This window comes from Janthinobacterium sp. PLB04 (assembly GCF_021165895.1).
Taxonomy (GTDB): Bacteria; Pseudomonadota; Gammaproteobacteria; order Burkholderiales; family Burkholderiaceae_D; genus Janthinobacterium; species Janthinobacterium lividum.
This window is the reverse complement of record NZ_CP088968.1, coordinates 229,106-253,747: the sequence shown is the minus strand read 5'-3', so window position 1 is coordinate 253,747 and position 24,642 is coordinate 229,106. Positions and strand designations below refer to the sequence as shown.

At 64.1% G+C, this 24,642-nt stretch carries 25 protein-coding genes and 1 tRNA gene; 9 read left to right on the top strand and 17 right to left on the bottom strand.

Going from position 1 to position 24,642, the window contains the following annotated elements:
• The first annotated feature begins 200 nt into the window (after positions 1-200).
• Positions 201-497, top strand: coding sequence for a DUF493 family protein (locus LSO07_RS01000; protein WP_034782741.1), 297 nt, complete (start codon positions 201-203; stop codon positions 495-497).
• On the opposite strand, the gene LSO07_RS00995 is transcribed toward LSO07_RS01000, so the two are convergent.
• On the bottom strand, positions 395-1,690 hold the full coding sequence (locus tag LSO07_RS00995) for a multidrug effflux MFS transporter (protein ID WP_151091867.1): 1,296 nt from the start codon (positions 1,688-1,690) through the stop codon (positions 395-397). The two genes, LSO07_RS01000 and LSO07_RS00995, sit on opposite strands and share 103 nt — an antisense overlap.
• A 125-nt stretch (positions 1,691-1,815) precedes the next feature.
• Between LSO07_RS00995 and pdxR the strand changes: the two genes are divergently transcribed.
• From pdxR to ung, 4 genes are all read left to right on the top strand, one after another.
• A complete protein-coding gene (pdxR, locus tag LSO07_RS00990; protein WP_151091865.1) occupies positions 1,816-3,288 on the top strand; it encodes a MocR-like pyridoxine biosynthesis transcription factor PdxR in 1,473 nt (490 codons plus the stop codon).
• A 75-nt stretch (positions 3,289-3,363) separates the two neighbouring features.
• Positions 3,364-4,068, top strand: coding sequence for a lipoyl(octanoyl) transferase LipB (gene lipB / locus LSO07_RS00985; protein WP_092609803.1), 705 nt, complete (start codon positions 3,364-3,366; stop codon positions 4,066-4,068).
• A 39-nt stretch (positions 4,069-4,107) separates the two neighbouring features.
• Entirely contained in the window at positions 4,108-5,124 is a 1,017-nt protein-coding gene (gene lipA, locus LSO07_RS00980; RefSeq protein ID WP_034782748.1) for a lipoyl synthase, read from the top strand.
• A 146-nt stretch (positions 5,125-5,270) separates the two neighbouring features.
• Positions 5,271-5,933, top strand: a complete 663-nt coding sequence (ung, locus tag LSO07_RS00975) for a uracil-DNA glycosylase (RefSeq protein WP_151091863.1) — start codon at positions 5,271-5,273, stop codon at positions 5,931-5,933.
• A gap of 68 nt (positions 5,934-6,001) precedes the next feature.
• Here the strand turns inward: ung and LSO07_RS00970 are convergent, their stop codons facing one another.
• Both LSO07_RS00970 and LSO07_RS00965 read right to left on the bottom strand, forming a co-directional pair.
• A complete protein-coding gene (locus tag LSO07_RS00970; RefSeq protein ID WP_151091861.1) occupies positions 6,002-8,158 on the bottom strand; it encodes a TonB-dependent receptor in 2,157 nt (718 codons plus the stop codon).
• Positions 8,159-8,250: 92 nt separating this feature from the next.
• Positions 8,251-8,607: a hypothetical protein gene (locus tag LSO07_RS00965; protein WP_151091858.1), complete on the bottom strand. Its 357-nt coding sequence runs from the start codon at positions 8,605-8,607 to the stop codon at positions 8,251-8,253.
• Between the two features lie 148 nt (positions 8,608-8,755).
• Here LSO07_RS00965 and LSO07_RS00960 point away from each other — a divergent pair, with 148 nt between their 5' ends.
• Together LSO07_RS00960 and LSO07_RS00955 are read left to right on the top strand one after the other, a co-directional pair.
• Entirely contained in the window at positions 8,756-9,913 is a 1,158-nt protein-coding gene (locus LSO07_RS00960) for a PepSY-associated TM helix domain-containing protein (protein ID WP_151091855.1), read from the top strand.
• An 84-nt stretch (positions 9,914-9,997) separates the two neighbouring features.
• Positions 9,998-10,420: a PaaI family thioesterase gene (locus LSO07_RS00955; RefSeq protein WP_034782761.1), complete on the top strand. Its 423-nt coding sequence runs from the start codon at positions 9,998-10,000 to the stop codon at positions 10,418-10,420.
• A 2-nt stretch (positions 10,421-10,422) separates the two neighbouring features.
• Here LSO07_RS00955 and LSO07_RS00950 read toward each other — a convergent pair whose 3' ends face one another.
• The 7 genes from LSO07_RS00950 to LSO07_RS00920 form a co-directional block, all read right to left on the bottom strand.
• A complete protein-coding gene (locus LSO07_RS00950) occupies positions 10,423-11,118 on the bottom strand; it encodes an anti-sigma factor (protein ID WP_151091853.1) in 696 nt (231 codons plus the stop codon).
• Entirely contained in the window at positions 11,115-11,705 is a 591-nt protein-coding gene (locus LSO07_RS00945; protein ID WP_034782766.1) for a sigma-70 family RNA polymerase sigma factor, read from the bottom strand. The genes LSO07_RS00950 and LSO07_RS00945 overlap by 4 nt, the downstream gene beginning before the upstream one ends.
• A 110-nt stretch (positions 11,706-11,815) precedes the next feature.
• A complete protein-coding gene (locus LSO07_RS00940; RefSeq protein ID WP_151091850.1) occupies positions 11,816-12,337 on the bottom strand; it encodes a TlpA disulfide reductase family protein in 522 nt (173 codons plus the stop codon).
• Positions 12,338-12,420: 83 nt separating this feature from the next.
• The gene (locus LSO07_RS00935; protein WP_070257900.1) at positions 12,421-13,107 is read right to left on the bottom strand and encodes a BON domain-containing protein; all 687 of its coding nucleotides are present in this window, start codon (positions 13,105-13,107) and stop codon (positions 12,421-12,423) included.
• On the bottom strand, positions 13,100-13,696 hold the full coding sequence (locus LSO07_RS00930; RefSeq protein ID WP_034752465.1) for a phosphoheptose isomerase: 597 nt from the start codon (positions 13,694-13,696) through the stop codon (positions 13,100-13,102). Before LSO07_RS00930 ends, LSO07_RS00935 begins: the two co-directional genes overlap by 8 nt.
• A 57-nt stretch (positions 13,697-13,753) precedes the next feature.
• Positions 13,754-14,113 (bottom strand): YraN family protein, encoded by a 360-nt coding sequence (locus tag LSO07_RS00925; RefSeq protein WP_092609823.1) that lies wholly within the window; start codon positions 14,111-14,113, stop codon positions 13,754-13,756.
• 9 nt (positions 14,114-14,122) lie between these two features.
• Positions 14,123-15,328 carry a penicillin-binding protein activator gene (locus LSO07_RS00920; RefSeq protein WP_081345741.1) on the bottom strand — a complete coding sequence of 402 codons (1,206 nt, stop codon included), beginning with the start codon at positions 15,326-15,328 and terminating at the stop codon, positions 14,123-14,125.
• A gap of 165 nt (positions 15,329-15,493) precedes the next feature.
• Here LSO07_RS00920 and rsmI point away from each other — a divergent pair, with 165 nt between their 5' ends.
• Positions 15,494-16,402 carry a 16S rRNA (cytidine(1402)-2'-O)-methyltransferase gene (gene rsmI, locus LSO07_RS00915; RefSeq protein WP_034782777.1) on the top strand — a complete coding sequence of 303 codons (909 nt, stop codon included), beginning with the start codon at positions 15,494-15,496 and terminating at the stop codon, positions 16,400-16,402.
• A 41-nt stretch (positions 16,403-16,443) separates the two neighbouring features.
• On the opposite strand, the gene LSO07_RS00910 is transcribed toward rsmI, so the two are convergent.
• The gene (locus LSO07_RS00910; RefSeq protein WP_151091847.1) at positions 16,444-17,046 is read right to left on the bottom strand and encodes a hypothetical protein; all 603 of its coding nucleotides are present in this window, start codon (positions 17,044-17,046) and stop codon (positions 16,444-16,446) included.
• Positions 17,047-17,251: 205 nt separating this feature from the next.
• Between LSO07_RS00910 and LSO07_RS00905 the strand changes: the two genes are divergently transcribed.
• Positions 17,252-17,328, top strand: a tRNA-Pro gene (locus LSO07_RS00905).
• Between the two features lie 179 nt (positions 17,329-17,507).
• On the opposite strand, the gene LSO07_RS00900 is transcribed toward LSO07_RS00905, so the two are convergent.
• From LSO07_RS00900 to bioF, 6 genes are all read right to left on the bottom strand, one after another.
• Positions 17,508-18,431 carry a hydroxymethylglutaryl-CoA lyase gene (locus LSO07_RS00900; protein ID WP_151091844.1) on the bottom strand — a complete coding sequence of 308 codons (924 nt, stop codon included), beginning with the start codon at positions 18,429-18,431 and terminating at the stop codon, positions 17,508-17,510.
• A gap of 1 nt (position 18,432) precedes the next feature.
• On the bottom strand, positions 18,433-19,365 hold the full coding sequence (locus LSO07_RS00895; protein ID WP_151091841.1) for a 2-hydroxyacid dehydrogenase: 933 nt from the start codon (positions 19,363-19,365) through the stop codon (positions 18,433-18,435).
• A 9-nt stretch (positions 19,366-19,374) separates the two neighbouring features.
• Entirely contained in the window at positions 19,375-21,402 is a 2,028-nt protein-coding gene (locus tag LSO07_RS00890) for an acetyl/propionyl/methylcrotonyl-CoA carboxylase subunit alpha (protein ID WP_151091838.1), read from the bottom strand.
• Positions 21,403-21,558: 156 nt separating this feature from the next.
• On the bottom strand, positions 21,559-22,605 hold the full coding sequence (bioB, locus tag LSO07_RS00885; protein WP_034782789.1) for a biotin synthase BioB: 1,047 nt from the start codon (positions 22,603-22,605) through the stop codon (positions 21,559-21,561).
• A gap of 58 nt (positions 22,606-22,663) precedes the next feature.
• Positions 22,664-23,455 (bottom strand): dethiobiotin synthase, encoded by a 792-nt coding sequence (gene bioD, locus LSO07_RS00880; RefSeq protein ID WP_034782791.1) that lies wholly within the window; start codon positions 23,453-23,455, stop codon positions 22,664-22,666.
• Positions 23,445-24,641 (bottom strand): 8-amino-7-oxononanoate synthase, encoded by a 1,197-nt coding sequence (gene bioF / locus LSO07_RS00875; RefSeq protein WP_151091835.1) that lies wholly within the window; start codon positions 24,639-24,641, stop codon positions 23,445-23,447. The genes bioD and bioF overlap by 11 nt, the downstream gene beginning before the upstream one ends.
• Between the last annotated feature and the right edge of the window lies 1 nt (position 24,642).

Sequence of the window (24,642 nt, the reverse complement as noted above, 5' to 3'; positions counted from 1 at the left end):
CAGCATTGACTTTTCCGGCTATTTTGTCCAAACGAAATAGTTTTTCGCCAGCTTACCCAGCTGGCTTTTTTTTTGCCGTGCCGTGTGTGTCATCGCAACGGGCGCAGCCGCCCTCAAAGTTGGCTACAATACGTTTTTATGCAGCCGCCGCGCGCTATGCGCTGCGCCGTCTGTTCTGACCGGCACTGATTGGATTTCCCATGCAAACCACCCCACCCACCGAAGTGACGATTCCTCCCAGCGAATCGCTGATCGAATACCCGAGCGACTTTCCCATCAAGATCATGGGCCCGACGCATGTCGACTTCGCGCCGACCATGCTGGAACTGGTCATCAGCCACGATCCGACCTTCCACGCGGGCCGCATGGAAGAGCGCCCATCGGGCAAGGGCAATTACACGGGCCTGACCGTCACCGTGCGCGCCGTCAGCCGCGAGCAGCTCGACGCCCTGTACATGGCGCTGTCGGGCCACCCGATGGTCAAGATCGTCATGTAAGACATGCTGTTGCCCCGGCCGGGCTGGCGTTTCGTCAGCCGCCACACGAGGGCAAAGGCCGCGCTGGCCGCCGCCGTTACCCACAGCAGCGGCTTTTCGCTGCCGTCCGTGATGGCGGCGATGACGGCGCCGCAGGCGGCCGTGATGAGCATCTGCACGAAGAAGAACAGGCCCGAGGCGCTGCCCGCCTGATCGCCATACGGCTGCAGCACGGCCAGCTGGCAGGCCGGGATGGCCATGCCCACCGACACCATCACCAGCAGCATGGGCGCCACCAGCGACGCCACGTGCTGCGGCGCCAAAGTCCCCGCCAGTAACAGGCTGGCCGCGCCCGCCACATTGATCAGCACCGCCACACCCAGCATGTAATCGGCGCCCAGGCGCGGTCCTAGCGCGCGGAACAGGCTCGATCCCGCCACATAGCCGCTGACCGTCAGCGCGAACACCAGCGCATACGCGCGCGGCGACAGGTGCATGCCCCTTTGCAACAGCACGGACGATTCCGCGATGAACGGGAAATACGTGCAATACACAAAGCCGATGGCCAGCGCATAGCGCAGGAAATACGCGTCGCCCAGCAGGCGCCGGTACAGGGCCAGGGTATTTCCCTGGGGAACGACGCTGGCCGGCCTGGTTTCCGGCACGTATGCGGCGATCAGTCCCAGCGACAGCGCTCCCAGCAGGCACAGCACGCCAAACACGGCGCGCCAGCCGAACGCCGCATCGAGCAGGCTGCCGGCCAGCGGCGCCAGGATCGGCGACAAGCCCATCACCATCGATATTCTCCCCAGCATGCGCGCCTGCGTGGCGGGATCAAAACGGTCGCGCACCATCACCCGGCCGATGATGGTGCCGCTGCAGCCGCCGAACGCCTGTAGCACGCGCGCGGCGATCAGCACGTGGACGTCGGTGGTCACGGTGCAGACGATGCTGGCGAGCACATAAATGAAAGTGCCGGCCAGCAGCACGGGGCGGCGCCCGTAACGGTCGGCCAGCGGCCCGCAAGCGAGCATCGAGACGGCCGAGCCGGCCATGAACAGGCTCAGGGTCAGTTGCAACTGTGCATCGCTGGCGTGCAGGGCATCGGCCATGGCCGGCAGCGAAGGCAGATAGATGTCGATGCTGATGCGCGACAGGCAGACCAGCAGCAGCACGATGCCGCCCCAGGCCCATAAAGCGATTTGTTTCTGCATTGTTTTACACGATCCATGCAAGCGTGCGCCCCGCTGGCGCACCGGAACGGTGAGAGTAGAATGTTTGTGGTGTAATGCGAAGTGCCAGTCATTAGAAAACTCATTGGACCACTTGGACGATTATCATGCCGCGAGGAAAATCACCACACGCCCTGGACTTGCCTCGTCCTACCAGCTGGCTCGACAAGGCGGGCGTCAACAAGCAGGATGGCGCGTATGAAGCGCTGCGCTCGGCCATCCTGACGAAGATGCTGCCGGCGGGCAGCCGTTTGCCGTCCAGCCGCACCCTGGCGGAACGGTGGGAGTTGTCACGTGGCACCATCGAAACCGTGTTCGACCGCCTGCATGCTGAGGCGTACGTGACGCGCGTGCCCGGTTCCGGCACGCGCGTGTGCGCCGTCGTGCCGGAACGCTTCCTGATGGCAGGATTTGCGGATGCCACCCCGGCCGGGACATTTTCCGTGCCAATACCTGTGTCCGATACGGGTGTGCGCGACGGCTTGCCCTTCGTGGCGCGGCGCGCCGACGCCAGCCTGTTCCCCATGGCCGCCTGGTCCAAGTGCGCCACGCGGGCCCTGGCCGCCGCCACGCCGGAACAGCTGTGCAGCGCCGATCCGGCCGGCCTGCCCCAGCTGCGCCAGCAGATCGCCGATTTTCTCGCCAAGTACCGCGGCATCCGCTGCGACCCGCAAGACATCGTTGTCACGACCGGCATCCGCCACGCGATCGACTTGTTGGCGCGCAGCATCGTGCGCGATGGCGACAAGGTTTGCCTGGAAGAGCCCGGCTACCCGGCCGCGCGCGCCCTGTTCGCCCTGGCTGGCGCCGTGCCGGTGGACATTGCCGTCGACGCCGAAGGCATCGATTGCGCCGCCCTGGCCGCGCATGCGGACGCCAGCCTCGCGTATGTGACGCCGGCGCACCAGTCGCCGCTGGGCGTGACCATGTCCGTCACGCGCCGCCTGGCCTTGCTGGAATGGGCGAACGACAGCGGCGCCTGGGTGGTGGAGGACGATTACGACAGCGAATTCAATTACCAGAGCGCCCCGCTGGCAGCCCTGAAGGCGCTGGACCAGTACCAGCGCGTGATTTACTGTGGCAGTTTCAACAAAACCCTGTTTGCCGGCCTGCGCGTGGGCTTCATGGTGCTGCCGCCCGCCCTGCGCCCGCAGTTGCTGCGCACCCTGCAGTTGACGGGCAGGTCCGTGGGCGTGACGGAGCAGCTGGCGCTGTCCGCCTGGATGGAAGACGGTGCTTTCGTGCGCCATTTGCGCCAGGCGCGGCTGGCCTACAAGGAGCGGCGCGACCTGCTGCTGGCCTGCCTCGAGCAGACGGCCCCCGGCCGCTACGCCATTTCCGGCCAGCAGGCGGGCTTTCATTGCGTGCTGTGGCTGCCGCCAGGCAGCGACGAGCGGGCATTTTGCGCCCGCGCGGCGCAAGAGGGGCTGGCGCTGCAGCCGCTCGGCGATTTTTGCCATAGCGCCAAGCTGGCACCGGCCGTGCTGCTCGGCTACACGGCCCTGAATGCGGCCCAGATACGCCATGCTGCACAAAAATTGGGCAGATTGCTGCTGTTGCCAGAGTCCGTCCCGGAATGAAACGGCTGCCTGGCTTATAATCACGGCTTCGCCGCAGCGTCCGCAGGGCGCCGGCAGCTGATTACAGAATCCGTCATGACCACCACCCGAACCGAACCGGCGCTGATCCGCGAGCTGGGCCGCGTCGATTACGAGCCCACCTTTGCCGCCATGCGCGCCTTCACCGACGCGCGCACGACGGAGACGCGCGACGAATTGTGGATCGTCGAGCATCCGCCCGTGTTCACCCTGGGCCTGGCTGCCGACCGCGGCCATTTGCTGGCGGGAGCTGACGCGATCCCCGTGGTGCAGACGGACCGTGGCGGCGAAGTCACGTTCCACGGTCCCGGCCAGGTGGTGATTTACCTGTTGATGGACTTGCGCCGCAACAAGCCGGGCGGCAAGCTGTATGCGCGCCAGTTCGTGCATAAAATCGAGCAAGCCATCATCAACGTGCTGGCGGCGTATAATCTCGCTGGCGAGCGCATCGATGGCGCGCCTGGCATCTATCTTGCCGGCGGACCAGACAAGGGTGCAAAGATCGCCGCGCTGGGGTTGAAAGTGCGCGGCAACGGCTGCACCTACCATGGCGTATCGCTCAACGTGGCGATGGACCTGGCGCCGTTTTCCTGGATTAACCCGTGCGGCTATTCCGGCCTGAAGACGGTGGACATGCGCAGCATGGGCGTCGTGGTGCCGCTGGCCGAGGTGCAGCGGGCCCTGGCCCATGAATTGACCGTATTACTCGATGTAAGCGAAGCAAACAGCGCCGCAGGCGCGCCTCAGGCAGCGGATGCCTGAGCAAACAAACCAAACTTTGCCCCTCAAGGGCTTGCAGCCATGACTTCTGAGACCATTTCCAGCACCGCCCCCGCCGCTACTGCCGCTCCCGCGTACAACCCGAGCGAAAAGCAAAAAGGCGCCAGCAAGACTTCGCGCATCCCGATCAAGATCATTCCGATCGAGCAAGTCGAGCGCCTGAAAAAGCCGGACTGGATCCGCGTCAAGGCCGCCTCGGCATCGACGCGCTTCTATGAAATCAAGGACATCCTGCGCGAAAACAAACTCGTGACGGTGTGCGAGGAAGCCAGCTGCCCGAACATCGGCGAATGTTTCGGCAAGGGCACGGCCACCTTCATGATCATGGGCGACAAGTGCACGCGCCGCTGCCCGTTCTGCGACGTCGGCCATGGCCGCCCGGACCCGCTGGACAAGGAAGAGCCGGCCAACCTGTCGAAAACCATCGCCAAGCTGCGTTTGAACTACGTCGTCATCACCTCCGTCGACCGCGATGACTTGCGCGACGGCGGCGCCGGCCATTTCGTCGAGTGCATCCAGCAAACGCGCGCCCTGTCGCCGAACACCCGCATCGAAGTGCTGGTGCCCGACTTCCGCGGCCGCCTGGAAAAAGCCCTGAACCTGTTCAAGGATGGCTTGCCTGACGTCATGAACCACAACCTGGAAACGGCGCCGCGCCTGTACAAGGAAGCCCGTCCCGGGTCCGACTACATGCACTCGCTGAAGCTGCTGAAAGATTTCAAGGCCATGTACCCGGACGTGAAAACCAAGTCCGGCATCATGGTGGGCCTGGGTGAGACGGACGAGGAAATCCTGCAAGTCATGCGCGACATGCGCGAGCACGACATCGACATGCTGACCATCGGCCAATACCTGGCGCCATCGAACAGCCACTTGCCCGTGCGCCGCTACGTGCACCCGGACGTCTTTAAAATGTTCGAGGAAGAAGCGTACAAGATGGGCTTCACCCACGCTGCCGTGGGCGCCATGGTGCGCAGCTCGTACCACGCGGATGAACAGGCGCACAGCGCCGGCGTGGAATCGGCGCTGAATTTCTAAGCCCTTTGCGTCACATCAAAGCCGCCCGCTGCAGAGCTGGGCGGCTTTTTTTTTGCCTGTTCGAATCGTATGTGCCTCATCCGGCCGGGCGTCCTATACTGGCATGTTGAAAAAGCATGATTGACGGACAAGTGATGAGGTGAGGCATGGACGTACGCATCGACGCATCGTGGAAGGCGCGGCTGGAAGGCGAGTTTGCCCAGCCTTACTGGGAACGCCTGGCCGCCTTCGTGAAGGAAGAGTATGCGGCAGGGTCGTGTTATCCGCCGGGTAAAACCATCTTCCGGGCGTTCGACCTGACGCCGTTCGAGCAAGTCAAGGTGGTGATCCTGGGGCAAGACCCGTATCACACGCCCGGCGCGGCCATGGGCCTGTGTTTTTCCATACCCGAAGGCAAGCCGCCGCAGCCCAGCCTGCAGAATATCTTCAAGGAATTACATAGCGACGCAGGCGTGGTGCGCACGCGTACGGATTTGTCCGACTGGGCCGAGCAAGGGGTATTTTTGCTCAACAGTGTGCTGACGGTGCGCGCGGGCACGGCCGGTTCGCACGCGGCCAAGGGGTGGGAGAAATTGACGGACAGCGCGATCCGCCACCTGTCCGCCGAGCGCGAGCACCTGGTTTTCATCCTGTGGGGCGGCTACGCGCAAGCCAAGCGCAGCCTGATCGACCCCGGCAAGCACCTGGTGCTGGCGGCACCCCATCCGTCTCCCTTGTCGGCGAATAAAGGTTTCTTTGGCAGCAAGCCGTTCAGCCTGGCGAATGCGTATTTGCAGGCGCATGGCCAGAAGGCCATCGCCTGGGGATAAGGCATGACACGGAACGGCAACCGACAGCGGCAGGCGTTGCTCTCTGCCGCTGTCTTCGCGCGTAACTCTTAGAAGCTTGTGGACAGGCCGGCATAGAAACTGCGGCGGGCGCCATACTGCGGCGCCCCCACGCCGACGCCGGAACCGTCGCGCAGCAGGTACGACTTGTCGAACAGGTTGATCAGGGCCAGACGTCCTTCCACCTTGCCGACGGGCGTGTTTTTCCACGTGTGCGTGAGCGCCGTGTTGACGGTGAAGTAGCTGGGCAAATGGCCGGAATTCGGTGCGCCGCCGTCCGGCGTCATGCGCAGGCCGCTGCCGTAGAGGAAGTCAGCGCTCACTTGCGAATCGCCAAAGTGATAATGACCGCCACCGGACAGTGTGTATTTCTGGTCATGATCGAGGTAGACATAGTGGGAGCGGATGTAGTTCAACTCATCGGCGCCAAACAGGGCCTGGCCTGAATTGATGTTGCGCCCCTGCGCCTTTTGCGTGCTGGCGTTGAGGAACAGGCCCCAGTTTTTCTCGCTGTAAATGGCCGACAATTCCAGGCCCTTGGCGTAGCCGTCCGCATAGTTGAATGGCGTCAGGATCAGCGCCTGGCCGAACTGGCCTTCGTCCAGCAGATTGTTGATCTTTTTATAGTACACATCGGCCGTCACGGTCAGTTTCGCATTCACCTGGTGGCTGATGCCGACGTCGTAGTAATGCGTGCGCTCGGACTTGACGTTGTCGGACTGGCCGATTTCCGGCGCATTCGTCGTGTTCGCGTACAGGTCGATGCTGCCCTGGGCGGCCAGTTCCTGCGGCGGCGGCGTGAAGTAGCGCGAATAGCCGGCGTGCAGGGCCGTGCCCGGCGCCAGTTGATACGCCAGGTTGACGCGCGGGCTCCATTGCTGCTCGCTGGTGTAGGCCGATACCTTGTCGAAGCGCGCGCCATAGTTCAGGGTCAAAGGCTTGCTGATATGCCATTCATCCTGCAGGTAGAAACTGGCCAGGGTGCCCGTCTTGCCGCTGTTGTCCAGTACCGTGACGGGTGTGGTGGACGTTTGCGTGCCGTCCATCGCGGGGAAGACGGCCACCGTGTTGTCGCTGGTCGTCTTCTGGCGCGTGTAGGCCAGGCCCGCGCGCACGGTGTGGTCCTGATGCAATTTGTAGCTGATGTCGAACTGGGCGCCCGAGGCGCTGTTCGCGCGGCGCGAGTCCGACGCCACGCCGTTGTAGATCAGGTCGCCCATGGCATCCGGCGTGAAGTGCAGTTCCGAATACTGGTGGAAGGCGGAAACCTGGTAATTGAGGTCGCCCAGGCTCTTTTGCAGCGACAGCACGAGGAAGCGGTTCACTTCGCGCTGGTTTTCATTCAGCTGCGACGACGGGATACTGGACGTGCCCGCCTGCGCATCGCTGTGGCCAGCCAGCGAGAAGCCCGGCGCCTGGTCCGGATTGTTCGGGATTTGGAAGCGGCCGTTGTAGGTGCCGAACATGGCGCCCAGGCGCGTATTGTCGTCGAGGAAATACGACAGGCTGCCGAACGATTTGTTCTGGCGCGTCTTGTCGTGCAGGGCGCTGCGCGTATCCTGCGGGTTTTCCACGCCCAGGGAATTGCCCAGGTAGCTGCCGGACAGGTAGTAATTGAACTTGCCCACGCTGCCGAAAAATTCGGCACTCGGCTCTACATGGTCGTGGCTGCCGACCATGATGCCGATGCGCCCGCCAGGGCTCAAGCCGCCCTCTTTCGTTTCAATATCGACAATGCCCGCCGTACGCAGGCCGAACTGGGCCGGCAAGGCGCCCGTCATGAAATCCGTCTTGTCGATCAGGCGCGTATCGATCGACTGGCCGAAGCCGCTGATGCTTTCCGGTAACTGCACGCCATTGATGCGGTATTGCACGTTGGCATGGTCGTCGCGCACGTGCAGGGCGCCGGAACCCTTCGAATCCTGCGATACGCCCGGCAGGCGCAGCAGTACTTCATTGAATGGCGTGTTGTCGCCCTGGCCCAGCATGTCGACCATGTGGCTGTCGATGCTGTAGATGGTGGTGCCGACTTTCGGCGACAGCTCGATGCGGGCGCTTTTCAAATGGGCGGAAGTGACTTCCACCTTTTGCATGTCTTGCGGTGCAGTATCGGCACTGGCTTCGGCAGGCTCGGCGGCGTGGGCGGAAAAGCTGAACAGGCTGGCAAGGGCGAGCGACAGCGCGCTCAAGCGTGGTGTGTGTTGCATGGTAAACCTCAAAAATAGTCAACGCCAGGCGGCCCGGCGCGCATGAGGACGCGGCGGTGCAGCCTGAAAAAAGGATAAAAACAGCGTGGGAACTACAACGAGGCGGCAGGCGGGCCGCGCACGGGCGGCAGGATGAGGGCGGTGATGGGTGCCAGGGTGGCGGGAGCCAGGGCCAGCAGGCGGTACGGCAGTAATTGGGCTGGCGGCTCGGCGATGGCTGGCGGCACGGCGATGTCGGCCACCTTGTCGATGACGGTGGCGCACAGCGCGCACTCTTCCGCGTCGATGGTCGTCTTGTGCAGGTGCGAGGCGGCCGTCGACAGCAGGAACACGAGGGCCAGCGCGCTGAACAGCGCCACGCACAGCCGCCACGGCGTGCGCGCGAGGGCGGCGGCACCGTGATGGGCAGGCTCGCCGTAAGGCGTGCGGGTGGGCTGGCGGGAAGACATGGGCGCATAGTAGCAAGAAAATCGCCCCGCTGTCAGCGCTTGTTGCGTCATTTGCGCTGCGCGGGCAGGACAGAATGCCAGCTGATAATGATTTTCACTCCGGGCCTTTCATGCTATCGTTTCGCAGCCCAAATTTTCCAAAGTTTCCATGTCGCAACGTTCGATCAAGTGGTTGTTTGCCAAGCTGCACCTGTATGCGGGACTGTGGTTTGGCGCCCTGTTCGTCCTGTTGGGCTTGACGGGGTCCGCCATCGCCTGGATGCCGGAACTCGATGCCTGGCTCAATCCCACACTGTTGCAGGCGAGTACGCCCGCGCCTGGCCAGGTGTTCCAGGTCACGCCGCGCACGCTGCAAGCCGTGGTGGACGGGCTCACGGCCGACCCTGCCTACGGCAAGCCGAGCCAGCTCAATCCACCGGCCGATGCGCGCGACGTGTACGTGGCCTCATACCGCCAGGCCGGCACGCCATCGCCGTTCAGCCAGGCCATCGTGCGCCAGGTGATGGTCGATCCCTACACCTTGCAAGTCAAAGGCGAGCGCGACTGGGGGCGTTTCGGCCTCACGCGCCCGTTGCTGATGTCGGGCATGTTTCATCTGCACCGCTATCTGCTGTCGGGCGAGGTGGGCAAGACCATTACGGGCATCTCGGGCGTGATGCTGCTGCTGATGGCCTTGAGCGGCATCTATCTGTGGTGGCCGCGCCTGCAGTGGCTGGCGATCAAGCGCGCCTTGACGGTGTCGCATGGCGGCTCCTGGCCGCGCTTCAACTATACGTTCCACAAGGCGGCCGGTTTCTTTGCCGCGCCCGTGCTGGCCATGCTCGCCATTTCCGGCATCTATTTCAATTTGCCGCAATTGATCGTGCCGCTGGTGGCGCTCGTGTCGACGGTGCCGGACACGGCCAAACTGAAGAATGTGCAGCAGGACGGCGCCGTGCTCGATGCGGGCCAGGCCATGGCCGCCGCGCAGAAGCTGTATCCACAGGCGCGGGTGTCGCGCATCGTGCTGCCGGCGAAAAAGGACCAGCCGTATGACGTGCGCGTGCGCCAGCCCGGTGAAATCGCCCACGGCGACGGCGCCACGCGCATTACCCTGGATGCGCGCAGCGGCTTGCCCCTGCGCATACGCGATCCCTTGCGGGCGCCGGCCGGTGACGTCTTCCTGGGCTGGCAATTTCCCCTGCATTCGGGCCAGGCCTTCGGCGCGGCGGGGCGCGCCTTCATTACCGTCTTCGGCCTCATGCCGCTGTTGTTCATGCTGACGGGCAGTTTGGTGTGGTGGAAACGGCGGCGCGGCCGGAAATAAGCGGCCGCCAAACCGATGCGGGGAAAGTTGCTATCATCATAGTATTTTCCGGCGGATCCCGGATTCACCCGCACAAGGACCAGCATGAGCAATCCCGAGATTACCGTAGCAATGTTGAATGAACGCGGCACCGGCCGCCTGCCCGGCCACCTGGGCATCGTCATCACGGAAGTGGGCGATGGCCAGCTGACGGCGGAATTGCCCGTGCTGCCGCATCTGCTGGCGCCGAATGGCTATCTGCACGCGGGCAGCGTGGTGACCCTGGCCGACACGGCATCCGGTTATGGCTGCATCGTCAACCTGCCCGAGGGCGCGAGCAATTTCACGACCATCGAACTGAAATCGAACCACCTGGGCACGGCCCGCGAAGGCACGCTCACCTGCACGGCCAAGGTCGAGCACAAGGGCCGCAACACGCAGGTGTGGGATGCCGTGGTGAAAAGCAAGGAAACGGGCAAGACGATTGCCCTGTTCCGCTGCACGCAGATGATTCTGTATCCCAAGTAAGACTATATTTTCACCCAGTTACCCTTGTACAAGATTGGTCCCGTCGGTCCGTTCGGATCCGGCGAACCGCCTTTCGGCTCCAGGGTAACGGCCAGCAGGGCCACGTCGTTGCCGATGGCGCGCTGGGACAACGCCAGTTTCACGCTGCCCTTGTCGGCCAGCAGGCCCAAGGAGCGCGGGTTGCCGCTCTTCGGCACGGCCCACAGTTCCAGATCGCGATCAGCAGGCACGGGCGCATTGCCCACCATGCGCACTTCGAGGGCGCCGTGGCGGCTGTCGGCCGTCAGCAGCAGGGCCGTTTGCGCTTTCTCGTCCGTCAGGCTGGCGACATAGCTGATCTGCGGCGCGTCCATCACGCGCGTGGCCACGACGATCACCAGCAGCGCGGCGATGGCGCTCGACGCCATGCCCAGCGAACGCCAGAACGTCAGCGAATCGCGCCACAACGACCAGCCGCCTTGCGGCGCCAGGTGCAGACGCTGTTCGATCTGCTGCCACACGCGTTTGGGCGGCGCCACGGGCGTGGCAAATTCCGCCATCGGTTCCAGGCGCTGGCGCCATTCGGCCGTGATATTGCGCAAGTCGGCGTCGTTGTGCAGCCAGCCTTCGAAACGCCGCCGCGCGCCCCCTTTCAGGGTGCCCAGCACGTATTCGGACGCCAGTTTCTGGCGCAGCACGTCATTGCCGCGGATATTCATGATGCCTCCCGTTTCGCCAGGCACGTGCGCAGCCGTTCCAGGCTGCGGCGTATCCAGGTCTTCACGGTGCCGATCGGCAGCGACATCTGCTGCGCCACTTCGCTATGCGACAGGTCGTGATAGAACGCCAGGGCGACCACCTGCCGGTGCAGCCCTTCCAGGGCGGACATGCAAAACGCCAGCGCCTTGGCGTCACCGCTCAGCTGCAGTGACTCGATCGGCGTGGCCTGGGGATCCCGGAGTGCATTCATGACTTCGCTATCAAACTGTTCGGCATCGATTTCCACGGTATCGTCGCTGCGCCGCAGCACATCGAACGCCTTGTTGCGCACGATGGTGGCCATCCAGGTCATCGGCGCCGCCAGATGGCTCTGGTAAGTGGCGGCATTGTTCCAGATGGCGACGAAACCCTCTTGCAAGGCTTCTTCAGCGAGCTCTTGCTTATGCAATATACGCAGCGCAAAGCCAAACAGTTTCGATGAGGTGGAGTGATAGAGCTGGCGGAACGCGGTGGCGTCCTTGTTACCGGCGGCAAGCAGCCAGGTTTTCAGTTGCTGCGGGTCGAGCGATTGGGCGGCTGGGGACACGGCTGGCCTTCACAAGGTGAGTGGAAATCACACTTGGGAAGGTTATAACAGTTTGGCAACACTTGGCAACAGAGTTTTGTGCGGTGTAGAGCGGGTATTTTTGCGTTGGATCAACCGGCGATGGCGGTTTCCAGCAGCTTGTGCAGTTCGGCAAACTCGGGCTTGCCCACGTAGCGCTTGAGGATCTTGCCATGCTTGTCGAGCACGAAGGTGGTGGGCGTCAGGGCCACGTCGCCGTAGGCCTTGGCCGCCTCGCCCGTCACGTCGAGTGCCACCTTGAACGGCAGCTGGCGCGTTTCGGCGAAGTTCAGCACGTAGTTGGCCGGATCGTATTTCATGGCCACGGCCACGAATTCCAGTCCCTGCCCCTTGTACTTGTTGTAGGTATCGACCATGTCCGGCATTTCCGCCACGCAGGTGGTGCACGAGGTGGCCCAGAAATTGACCATCACCACCTTGCCGCGCAGGCTGGCCGAGGTGATTTTCTCGCCATGGATGCCGTGGAAGGTCACGTCCGGCGCGCTTTGCTTGTCATTCAGCGACAGGTAGGCTGCCGCCGCCACGCCCGCCACGAAGACGGCGATCAGGGCTGGTTTGATCCAGGACTTGCTTGCGGATGGCGAAGTTGACATGGTTTTCAATAGAGTAGCGCTACGATGCGTCCATTATAGACGCATCATCAGTCTGGCGCCGTAGGCCGGATGGGGGATGCCGCTTATTGCTGGACCGTGTCGCTGGCGCTGCTCGTCGTGCGTGCTGGCGCCGGATCGGGTTGCAATTGCTTCAGTTCCGCTTCCGAAATGTAGTCGAACAGCTTGACCACTTTCTGCACGCCGCCCACGCCGCGCGCCACGTCGGCCGCGACCGTGCCTTCGCGCTGGGTGACTCTGCCCATCAGGAAGACGGTGGCGTTCTCGGTGACGACCTTGAACGAGGCCGCCGAAATGGTTTTCATGTCGACCAGGCTGGCCTTGACCTTGGTGGTGATCAGCGCGTCGTTCGAGCGTGAGGTGTAGCTGGCCGGACCGGCGATGATCAGTTCATTGGCCACCGATTCCACGCCCTCGATATTGCGCACTTCGCGCTCGACGGCATTTTTCATCGCTTCATCGCGCACTTCGCCCGTCAGCAGGACGCGGCGGTTGAAGCTGGTGACATTCACGTGGCCCACGTCGCCGACGATGGAGGGGATGCGCGACTCGCCTTTGAGGGCGATCGACTTGTCTTCGGTCTGCGCGCCCAGGGTGCGGCGGTCCGCTGCGGCAACGCCGCCCATCACCGCGCCGCCGACCATCAGTTCGATGCAGCCGGTGAGCGAGGTGAGCATGGCGCCGCACAGCAGTGCGGTGGCCAGCGGGCGTTGTACGCGTTTCCAGCCTGGGCCAGTACCGAATTTAGTCATTCACGTCTCCTCCGAATAGGGCGACATCGATGCCGTCGCAGATGCAATGTATGGTGGTCAGATGGACTTCCTGGATGCGCGCCGTGCGCTCGGCCGGCACGCAGATATGCACGTCGGCGTCCGTCAGCATCTTGCCGATGGCGCCGCCGTCCTTGCCCGTCAGTGCCACGACGCGCATTTCGCGCTCGAGCGCCGCTTCCACTGCGGCCATCACGTTGGCCGAATTGCCCGACGTGGAGATGGCCAGCAGGATGTCGCCGGCCTGGCCGAAGGCCTGCACCTGCTTCGAGAAAATCTCGCGGTAGCTGTAGTCGTTCGCCACGGCCGTCAGGATCGACGTATCCGTCGTCAGCGCCAGGGCCGGCAGCGGAAAGCGCTCGCGTTCGAAGCGTCCGACCAGCTCGGCTGCGAAATGCTGGCAGTCGGCGGCGGAACCGCCGTTGCCGCAGGCGAGGATCTTGTTGCCGTTGGACAATGCATAAAACATCAGGTCGATCGCCTGCGCAATGGGTTGCGCCAGTACGGTAGCGGCCTGGATCTTGAGTTCGGCACTTTCGTGGAAGTGCGAGAGGATGCGTTGATTATTCATAGTCTGCCGATTATAGTGCAGGCGCGCGGCATGGCGGACAAGCACTGTTAAAAATGCTTACATATCGAGGATGTTCTTCAGCCAGCTGATGCGCCCGCCATCGATGGCCAGCGCGTCGAAGCGGCACGGCGGCAGCGCCTTTTGCCCCAGCAGCCAGGTTTGCGCGGCCACCACCATGCGCCGCTGCTTGGCCGGCGTAATGCTGGCCAGGGCGCCGCCGAAGGTGGGACTGCTGCGTAGCCGCACTTCCACGAAGACGACCGATGCGCCATCGCGCATGATCAGGTCCAGCTCGCCGCCCTTGCACAGATAGTTACGTTGTAGCAGCACCAAGCCTTGCAGCAGCAGATACGCGAGCGCATCGTCTTCCCCTTGCCGTCCCCGTGCCTGTTTATTCTGGAACGGCAGGGGAGGCATGGCGTGTCCTTATTGGGCCGGTGGCACGGCGACAGGCGCGGCCGGTGGCCAGGTGCCCAGCACGCCCTGCTGGTAGGTGGCGGCCTGTTCCGTGCGTTCGAACACGCTTTGATCACCCTCGAAGCGCACGGCCAGGCGGCCCGTCACGCCATCAAGGGTAAATGGCGCGTTCGGGCGCAGCGCCACTTCGCGCGCCACGCGGAAGGCATCGATGCCCAGCGCGTACAGGCGCTCCATGTCGGCCGTCAGGCGGGTGTCGGCCGGTTGCGGCGGCTGTGGATAGACCATCACTTGTGGATGGTCGCGCTGCACTTGCCACGGCAAGTCCAGCAGGCGCGCGCCATCGAGCTCGGGGCCGCTGGCGCCGCGCCCGGCGCCGGGATTCAAGGACGAGGTGCCATACAGGGGCAAGTCGCCGCCGATGGCCACGCGCAGCTGGCGCGCCTGGTCGGCGTCGAGCGCGGCAAACAGCAGTCCCGGCGGCGTGGCGGCCAAGCGCGCGCGCAGTTGCACCAGTTCGGCATCACTCAGGTAGCCATTCGTGGCCGTCAAGTCCATCGTCTCGATCTTGCCGCCCTGGCGCAGCCATTCCTGCTTGAAGGCGGCGCTGATGCGGCGCTGCGAGGGCGATCCGGCCGACAGGACCAGCGCGCTGGCACCAGGCTGTTCGCTGGCGGCCCAGGCGGCGACCTGACGCGCTTCCGCCTCGATCGACAGGCCCATCACCAGCAGCTTGGCCGGCAGGCGCGCCTCGCCGCGGTTGTCCGGGTGGTTCAGGGCGATCGTCGGTTTGCGCACCAGGTCGCTATTCGCCACGGCCGTGACGGCCGAGCGTGACAAAGGCCCCACGACGATGTCCTGTTCCTCCTGTGCTTGCGCAAACTTGTTCAGGACGTCGCTGCTGCCGTCGCCCGTGTCGATCACCGTCACTTCAAAGCCGCTTCGGTCGCGCTCGTATGCGGCCATGAAACCGGCGCGCAGCAGTTCGGCGGCCGGACCCAGCGAAGCCGAGCGCAGCGGCAGCAGCAGGCCGATGTGGTGGGCCTTGCCGTCGGACGGTGCCGGTGCCGTGGCGGCCGGCATGTCTTGCGGCGTGCCGGTCGCCGGCTTGGTATTGATGGGCGCCAGCGGGGCGCCATTGCCGTCGTACGCGGTGATATCGGGCACGGCCACGGCAAACGTCACTGGTTCGGGTGCGGGCGGCTTGGGCGGCACGGGCGGTGGCAGCGGCTTCGGTGGCGGCAGCGCCCTTGTGTTAGATTCAATAGGCGCGCACAATTGCCCGGGCGCGTCGCAAGGCGTGCTGCAAGCGCTCAGCATGCCGGTCGCGGCACAAACAAGCAGTAACTTCACACTATTAGCAAGCATTTAACCTCCAAAATGACCGTACAAGAAATCAGTTCCATCGCCAGCCTGCCCATCATGACAGAGGCGGCGCACCAGGTCTATCCTATCGCAACATTGTATATAGTGGCCACGCCGATCGGCAATGTGACCGATATCAGCCTGCGCGCGCTGCATCTGCTGAGCCTTGCCGATGCCGTGGCCTGTGAAGATACGCGCAACACGGCGCACCTGCTGACGCGCTTTGGCCTGAACAAGCCGTTAATTGCGGCGCATCAACATAACGAGCGCGAAGTGGCGCAGACCCTGATTGCCCGCCTGCACGCCGGCGAGCGCATCGCCCTCGTTTCCGACGCGGGCACGCCGGCCGTTTCCGACCCCGGCGCGCGCATCGTCGACGCCGTGCGCGCGGCCGGCCTGCGCGTGCTGCCCCTGCCCGGCCCTTCGGCGGCGATTACCGCCATTTCCGCCAGCGGCCTGTTGAATGACCAGTTTTACTTTGTCGGCTTCCTGCCGGCCAAGGCCAAGCAGCGCGAAAACATGCTGCATAGCCTGCGTGGCGTGACGGCAACGATGGTGTTTTACGAGGCACCGCACCGCATCCTCGATTGCGCCACGGCCCTGGTGGAAGCGTTCGAGCCGACGCGCCAGGTGGTGTTCGCGCGCGAACTGACGAAACTGTTCGAGGAAATCCACCGTTGCCCCCTGTCCGAAGCGGAGGCGTGGATACGCGCCGATGCGCACCGCGAAAAGGGAGAGTTCGTCGTCCTGCTGGAAGGCGCCACGGAAGCGCAGGACGCGGAAGACGTGGAAGCGGAACGCATCCTGAATATTTTATTGGCCGAATGCAGCGTCAAGCAGGCGGCGAATTTGACGGCGCAGATCACGGGCCGCAAGAAAAACGCCCTGTATGAGCGGGCGTTGCAGTTGAAGGGGCAGGAATAAGCGGATGACGGCCCACCCAAAATGGGTGCATTGTTAAATTGTTACCATTTGCAGCCGCTATCCTTCTTGTCGAGCAACATCAGCACGGGCGCCAGCAAGCCTGCGCCTGAATAGGCGGTGCGGCAATCGCCGCGCTTGCCTTGCGCGATGTCGCGCGCCAGCTGGGTTTCCGTTTGCAGCGGCTTGTCGGGGATTTGCCCCACGGCCGTGCCCACCTTGGATGGATCGCGCTCGCCGGCCATCTTGCGCGCCGTTCTTCTGGCCGCTTCCATATCGAATTTCGGCGTTTCCTGGGTTTTTTGCCTGAAGGTATCGGTACTGGCCACCGGCGTGGCCGGTGATGCCGGTACGACAGTGATGGCTTGCGGGCTGGCCGCCGGCGCCGTGGCCGCCGCCGGCGTTTCCCGGGCAGTGGCGAGTTTCGGCTTGCTGATGGGCTTGGGTTCGCGTTTCGGCTTGACGACTTCGACAGGCGGCGGAGGCGCCTTGGCGGCCAGCGGACGTATCCACACGGCGATCGATTCGACGCGCGGTGCCGTGTCCTGCTGGACAGGCGGCTGCACATGGCGCCACAGATAGAGCAAGGCGCCATGCAGCAGCAAGGACACGGCTATGCCCAGCACGATGCCGCGGCGGTTCGGCATGGGCCGGCCGCCGTCGCTTCTTTCTATCCTGAACTCCATTGCCGTCGTCGCCTTCATGTCTGATCGGGAAAACTTGCCAAGCCAGTGTCGCATACTTCAATCGTTTTGAAAAATACATGGGTTCCAGTGCCGCCCGTAAATAATTTACATAGAGTTTCACCTGACCCTTGACCGAAGTCGATACGGCCTGTATTATCTTGGTCTTCGGAGTGTGGCGCAGCCCGGTAGCGCACCTGGTTTGGGACCAGGGGGTCCAAGGTTCGAATCCTTGTACTCCGACCAAATTTGTAGAAAAAAACCCAAGAGTTTCGGCTCTTGGGTTTTTTTTCGTCTGTACGGTTCAGGCAGGGCGGAATAAGTTGGCGTAGGTCGGGTTAGCGCCAAGCGCGTAACCCGACAACAGTGTTAGCCATGACCTCGGTGACGTCGGATTACGCGTGGCGTTGCCACGCTAATCCGACCTACGCAGCGAGGCGTTTCGCCGCGATGGCATTGCCCGCGCGGCTGGAACCCTTGCGCCCCAGCTGCTGCGAGATGAACTGCCCCGCATCGACCACCAGGTCCAGGTCGATGCCGGTGGCAATCCCCAGTCCCTGCATCATGTACAGCACGTCTTCGGTCGCCACATTGCCCGTGGCGCCCTTGGCGTAGGGGCAGCCGCCCAGGCCGGACACGGACGAGTGATAGATCGCGATACCCGTTTCCAGGCTGGCGTAGATATTCGCCAGCGCCTGTCCATAGGTGTCGTGGAAGTGGCCGGACAGGCCGCTCACGTGGAAGGCTGCGATGGCGCGCTGCATCACCGCCTGCGTCTTGCGCGGCGTGGCGACGCCGATGGTGTCGGCGATGTCGATCTCGTCGCAGCCGAGGTCGCGCATGCGCCCCACCACGTCGGCCACGGCGTCGAGCGGCACATCGCCCTGGTAGGGGCAGCCGAAGGCGCAGCTGATGCTGCCGCGCAGGCGCAGGCCGTGTTCCTTGGCCGCCTTCGCCACGCCTTCGAAGCGGGCGATCGATTCGGCGATCGAGCAGTTGATGTTCTTTTGCGAGAACGCCTCGGAGGCTGAACCGAAGATCACCACTTCATCGGCCTTTGCCGCCAGCGCCGCCTCGAAACCCTGCATGTTCGGCGTCAGCGCGGAATAGATCGTGCCGGCGCGGCGCGCGATCTTTTCCATCACTTCCGCGCTGGTGGCCATCTGCGGCACCCATTTCGGCGAGACGAACGATGCCGCCTCGATATTGGCGAAGCCGGCCAGGGTCAGGCGGTCGACCAGTTCGATCTTGACGGCGGCGCTGATGGTGTCCTTCTCGTTTTGCAGGCCGTCGCGCGGACCTACTTCGACGATCTTGACCTGTTTCGGCAAACTAGCTTGAGCATGCATTTCAATATCCTTGCAAACGGTTGACGATGCCGGCGACAGAGTCTCCGGCTTGCAGGCGGCGCATCTTGGCGGCGATCTGCGCCACGCTTTCGCGGCGCAGGGTGGCGGCCGAAATATGCGGCGTGATGGTGATGCGCGGTTCTTGCCAGAACGGGTGCTGCTGCGGCAGCGGCTCGTTGCGGAACACGTCCAGTGTCGCCCCGGCGAGATGCCCGGAGCGGATCAGGGTCAGCAGATCCGGTTCGGCGATATGCGCGCCGCGCGCCACGTTGATGACATAGGCGCCCGGCAGCAGCATCGACAGGCGCGCGCGGTCGAGCAGGTTGTGCGTGTCCGGCGTGAGCGGCAGCATGCACACCAGCACGCGCGTGCCGCGCAAGAATGCTTCGAGTCCCTCTTCTCCCGCATAGCACTGCACGCCATCGACGTGCTTGCGGCTGCGGCTCCATCCGCGCAAGGGGAATTCGAACTGCGCCAGCGCTTGCAGCACGCGCGTGCCCAGCACGCCCATGCCCAGCACGCCGACGGGGAAATCCGCCTTGTCGAATGCGGGCAGCGGTTGCCAGATACCGGCGCGGCCCTGCGCCTCGTAATCGTTGAAACGGCGGAAGTGGCGCAGCACGGCGTGGCTCACATATTCGGCCATCTGCACGCCCATGCCCGCGTCGTCCAGGCGCACCAGCGGCACGTGGGCGGGCAGCGCCTCGCCAAATTTCAACAGCGCGTCGACGCCGGCACCCGTGTTGAAGATGGCTTTCACGTGGGCCAGCTCGGGCAGCATGGCGGCGGGCGGCTGCCACACGACGGCGTAGTCGCACGGCGCCACTGTTTCGTCTTCGCGCCAGAAGATAATGTCGGCCTCGGGCAGCAAGTCGCGGAAGTCGCTGATCCACGCCGCTTCCTTGCCGTCCGAACGTTGTAAAAGGATGCGCATGGCGTTCTCTTACGCGGCAGCCTTGAAGGCCAGCAGCGGCGCGCCATCGGCCACCTGGTCGCCAACGGCATATAGCACGTCTTCCACCAGGCCGTCGTGCGGCGCGGCGATCGTGTGTTCCATCTTCATCGCTTCCATGATGACCAAAGGCTCGCCCTTCTTGACGTCCTGTCCTTTGTTGACCAGCACGGCGACGACCTTGCCCGGCATCGGCGCCGTCAGGCGCCCGCCTTCCGCTTCCACTTCGCCCGCATGCGCCATCGGATCGCTGTAGTGCAGTGTGTAGTGCAAGCCGCCGCTGAATACGTGGAACTGTTCCCCGTCGCGCAGCACGGTGCCATGCACGGCACGCTCGCCGAGCTTGATGTGCAGTTCCAGGCCTTTGCGCGCCGTCAGGGTGAGGGGCTGGCCGTTGAACAGCCAGCCATCCGTCTTGTAGGCGATGCGCGCGGCATAGGCCTTGCTGTCGCCAGTGAGCGCGAATTCATCGGCAAACGCCAGGCTGCGTCCCAGGGTGCTGTTCAAGCGCCAGCCCAGGGCATTTCCCCACGGGGCGGCGCGGTTGGCCGACTGTGCTTCGGCGGCCGCTTTTTCTTCCAGCAGCAGGGCGACGGACGCCAGCGCCAGGGCCGTGTCGGGCGCCGCCTGCAGGGCGGGGAACAGCGACGCTTGATTGCGTTCGATGAGGCCCGTATCGAGGTCGGCGCTGGCAAACGCCTGGCCTTCGACCAGGCGTTTCAGGAATGCGATATTGCTGGCCAGGCCGACGATCTGGTAGTCGGCCAGCGCCTGCGCCATGCGTGCCAGCGCTTCGCGGCGGTCCGCGCCCCAGACGATCAGCTTGGCGATCATCGGGTCGTAGAACGGCGAAATGGCGTCGCCCTCGCGCACGCCGGAATCGATGCGCACGGACGCTGGAACGACCGTGCCACCCAGCTCGAACGTCACGGCGGAAGGCGACTGCATGTGGCGCAGCGTGCCGATCGATGGCAAGAAACCCTTTTCCGGATTTTCCGCATAGATGCGCGCCTCGATGGCGTGGCCGTGGATCGTCAGTTCGCTCTGTTTTTTCGGCAGCGGCTCGCCAAAGGCGACGCGCAACTGCCATTCCACCAGGTCGGTGCCGGTGATCATTTCCGTCACCGGATGCTCGACCTGCAGGCGCGTGTTCATCTCCATGAAGTAGAACGAACCATCCTGGTTGGCGATGAATTCCACCGTGCCCGCACCCACATAGCCGACGGCCTTGGCGGCGGCGACGGCCGCCTCGCCCATGGCCGCGCGGCGCTCAGCCGGCATGCCGGGCGCCGGCGCTTCTTCCAGCACCTTTTGATGGCGGCGCTGCACCGAGCAATCGCGCTCGAACAGGTAGATGCAGTTACCCAGGGTATCGGCGAACACCTGGATTTCGATATGCCGCGGACGCGACAGGTATTTTTCGGCCAGCACCTTGTCGTCGCCGAAAGAGCTGATCGCTTCGCGCTTGCACGAGGCCAGCGCGGCCTTGAAGTCGGCGCTGTTGTCGATGACGCGCATGCCCTTGCCGCCGCCGCCGGCCGAAGCCTTCAGCAGGACCGGGTAGCCGATCTTGTCGGCTTGGCCGTGCAGGAAGTCCGCATCCTGTTCCTCGCCGTGGTAGCCGGGCACCAGCGGCACATTCGCCTTTTCCATCAGCGACTTGGCGGCCGACTTCGAGCCCATGGCGCGCATGGCGGACGCCGGCGGGCCGATGAAGACGAGGCCTGCCGCGTGGCAGGCGTCGGCGAAATCCGCGTTTTCGGAGAGGAAGCCGTAGCCGGGGTGAATCGCCTGCGCCCCGGTCGCCAGCGCCACGGCGATGATCTTGTCGCCGCACAGATAGCTTTCCTTGGCCGGCGCGGGGCCGATCAGCACGGCTTCGTCGCACACGGCAACGTGCTTGGCGTTGGCGTCCGCTTCCGAATACACGGCGACGGTCTGGATGCCCATGCGGCGCGCGGTAGCGGCGACACGGCAGGCGATTTCGCCGCGGTTGGCGATCAGGATTTTAGTGAACATGGTCTCTCTCTATTCTCTCAAAGGTGCAGCGGTCTCTTGATGGACCTGGTCTGTTGGCTTGTCGGCTTACGCGCTGCGCGCTAAGCCGACCTACGGATGGTGAGGCGGTATTCGTAGGTCGGGTTAGCCGGCACGGCGTAACCCGACAGGGCTGGATCAGCAGCCGCACTTCTCTTTCTGTACCGAGTCCAGCATGGCGCCGCGCGTCTGCAGGCCCAGTTTGCCCAGCAAGGTGCGGTCGTCTTCTGCTTCCGGGTTGTCGGTGGTGAGCAGCTTGTCGCCGTAGAAGATGGAGTTGGCGCCAGCCAGGAAGCACATGGCTTGCACGGCTTCGCCCATCTGGCGGCGGCCGGCCGACAAACGCACGCGCGCTTTCGGCATGGTGATGCGGGCAACGGCGATCGTGCGCACGAATTCGAACGGGTCGAGCGCTTCCAGGCCAAACAATGGCGTGCCTTCCACTTGCACCAGATGGTTCACGGGCACCGATTCCGGATATGGATTCAGATTGGCCAGCTGGGCGATCAGGCCCGCGCGTTGCAGACGTGTTTCGCCCATGCCCACGATGCCGCCGCAGCATACTTTCAAGCCCGCTTCGCGCACGCGGCCCAGGGTGTCCAGGCGGTCCTGGTATTCGCGCGTCGAGATGACGTTGTCGTAGAATTCCGGCGCCGTGTCGAGGTTGTGGTTATAGAAGTCGAGGCCCGCGTTTTTCAGGCGGTCCGCCTGTCCCTCTTCCAGCATGCCCAGAGTCGCACAGGTTTCCAGGCCCAGCGCTTTCACTTTGCTGACCATCTCTTCGACTTTGTCCATGTCGCGGTCCTTCGGGCCGCGCCATGCGGCGCCCATGCAGAAGCGCGTGGCGCCGTTGGCTTTTGCCTGGCGTGCCGCGTCGAGCACGGTGTCGATGTCGAGGATTTTTTTCGCTTCCACGCCCGTGTCGTAGCGGGCCGCCTGCGGGCAATAGCCGCAGTCTTCCTCGCAGCCGCCCGTCTTGATCGACAACAGGGTCGCCAGTTCCACGTCGCCATCGGGGAAGTTGATGCGGTGCGTTTGCTGGGCCTTGAACATCAGGTCATTGAAAGGCAGGTCGAACAGGGCCAGCACATCATCGATGGGCCAGGTGGCCGCTTCAGGCAGGGTGATGCGCGCCGCAGGGCGGTGCAGTTCGACGGTTTTTGCTGCTTCTTGGACTAAAGACATGGTGATTCCTTCGCTTCTATTTTTGAGTACGTTCAGTTGTTTGGCTTAATTGTTTGGTCTAGTTCTGCGACTGCTGCGCCGGCCAGTTCGGCAAGCCGCTGAAATCGAGATATGCCGCCGCCGCTTCCGCGCTCGGTTGCGCCAGGCGCGGCACCTTGCCCAGCAGCGGCGCGGGGATGCGCTCGATCAGCGCATCGATATTTTCGTCGAGGAAGCGCATTTCCACTTCCAGGGTGTTGGCGACCCAGCCGATGACCGTCAAGCCGCGCGCCTCGACGGCTTCGAGCGTCAGCAAGGCCTGGCTGATGCAGCCCAGGCGCATGCCGACCACGAGGATCACGGGTAGATCGAGCTGCTGCGCCAGGTCGGCCGAATCAAAGCCGGGAGACAGCGGCACGCGGAATCCGCCCACGCCTTCGACCACGACCGCGTCCGAGGCGGCGGCGATTTCCAGGTAGGCGGCCAGAATCGGCACCGATTCGATGCTGACGCCTTCGAGCGCGGCGGCGATGTGCGGCGCGGCCGGCTCCTTCAGCATGTAGGGCGTCGTCAGGCTGCGCAGCATGGTGACGTTGCCGGCGGCGATCAGGCTGTCGGCGTCTTCATTATGCAGTTCGCCGTCGCGCATTTCGGCGCCGGCGGCGACCGGCTTCATGCCGCAGGCGCGCACGCCGCGCGCCACCAGCGCGTGCAGCAGGGCCGACGACGTCAGGGTCTTGCCGATTTCCGTGTCGGTGCCGGTGACGAAACAGGCAAAGCGCGATGGCAGGCCGGTGGCGGCCGGAGCCGGCTGCACGGCCGGCGCCAGGTCCGCCAGCACTTCCGCCACGATAGGATCATCAAGGCTCATGGCGATTCCTTTCCAGGGTGTTGACTGCGTTGATCAATTGCGCCACTTCCTGCGCCGTGTGGCCGGCCGACAGGGTCACGCGCAGGCGCGCCGACCCCGCTGGCACGGTGGGCGGGCGGATGGCACCGACCCACAGGCCCTGCTGGTACAGGGTGGCGGCGATGTCCAGCATGTCCGCGTTCTCGCCGATGATGACGGGCTGGATGGCGGTCACGGATGGCAAGGCTTGCCAGCGTTGCAGCTGCAGGCCGTCGTTCCATTGCGCCACCAGCGCCGCCAGGTGCATCCGGCGTTGTTTTCCTTCTTCACCGGCGATGATGTCCAGGCTGGCCAGTAGCGCATGCGCCAGCGCTGGCGCTGCCGCCGTGGTGAAGATGTACGGGCGGGCCTTCTGGATCAGGGTTTCGATCACGGCCTCGTGTGCGGCAACAAAGGCGCCGCCCACGCCGGCCGATTTGCCCAGGGTGCCCACATACACGAGGTAGGGCGAATGCAGGTCGAAGTGTTCGAGCGCCCCGCGGCCATGGGCTCCCAGTGCGCCGAAGCCGTGCGCGTCGTCGACCACCAGCCAGGCGCCATGTTGTTCGCACAGGGCCAGCAACGCGGGCAGCGGCGCCAGGTCGCCATCCATGCTGAAGACGCTGTCGGTGACGACGATTTTCGTTTGTGCCGTGCTGGCTGCCAGCAGGGCCGCCAGGGCCTCGAGGTCGGCGTGCGGATATACGCGTGTCTTCACGCGCGCCAGGCGCGTGCCATCGATCAGCGAGGCGTGGTTCAGCGCTTCCGAGAAGATTTCCGCGTCCGGGTCGCCCGCCGACAGGGCCGTCAGCACGGCCAGATTCGCCATGTAGCCGGTGCAGAAATACAGGGCGCGCGCCTGCTCCAGGTTGGCGCCAACAAATGCCGCCAGCCGTTCTTCCAGCTGCGCGTGGGCGCGGCTATGGCCGCTGATCAAATGCGAAGCGCCGCTGCCGGCGCCATACAGGTCGGCGCCCTCTTTCAGCGCGGTGACGATGCGCGGATGCGATGCCAGGCCCAGGTAGTCATTGCTGCAAAAGGCCAGCATGGCGCGCCCGTCCACCGTCAGGCGCGGTGCGCACGGCGTGTCGACGGTACGGCGGCGGCGGATCAGGCTGCGCTCTTCCAGTCCTTGCAACTGCTGTTGTAATCGCGCGATCAGTTCCATC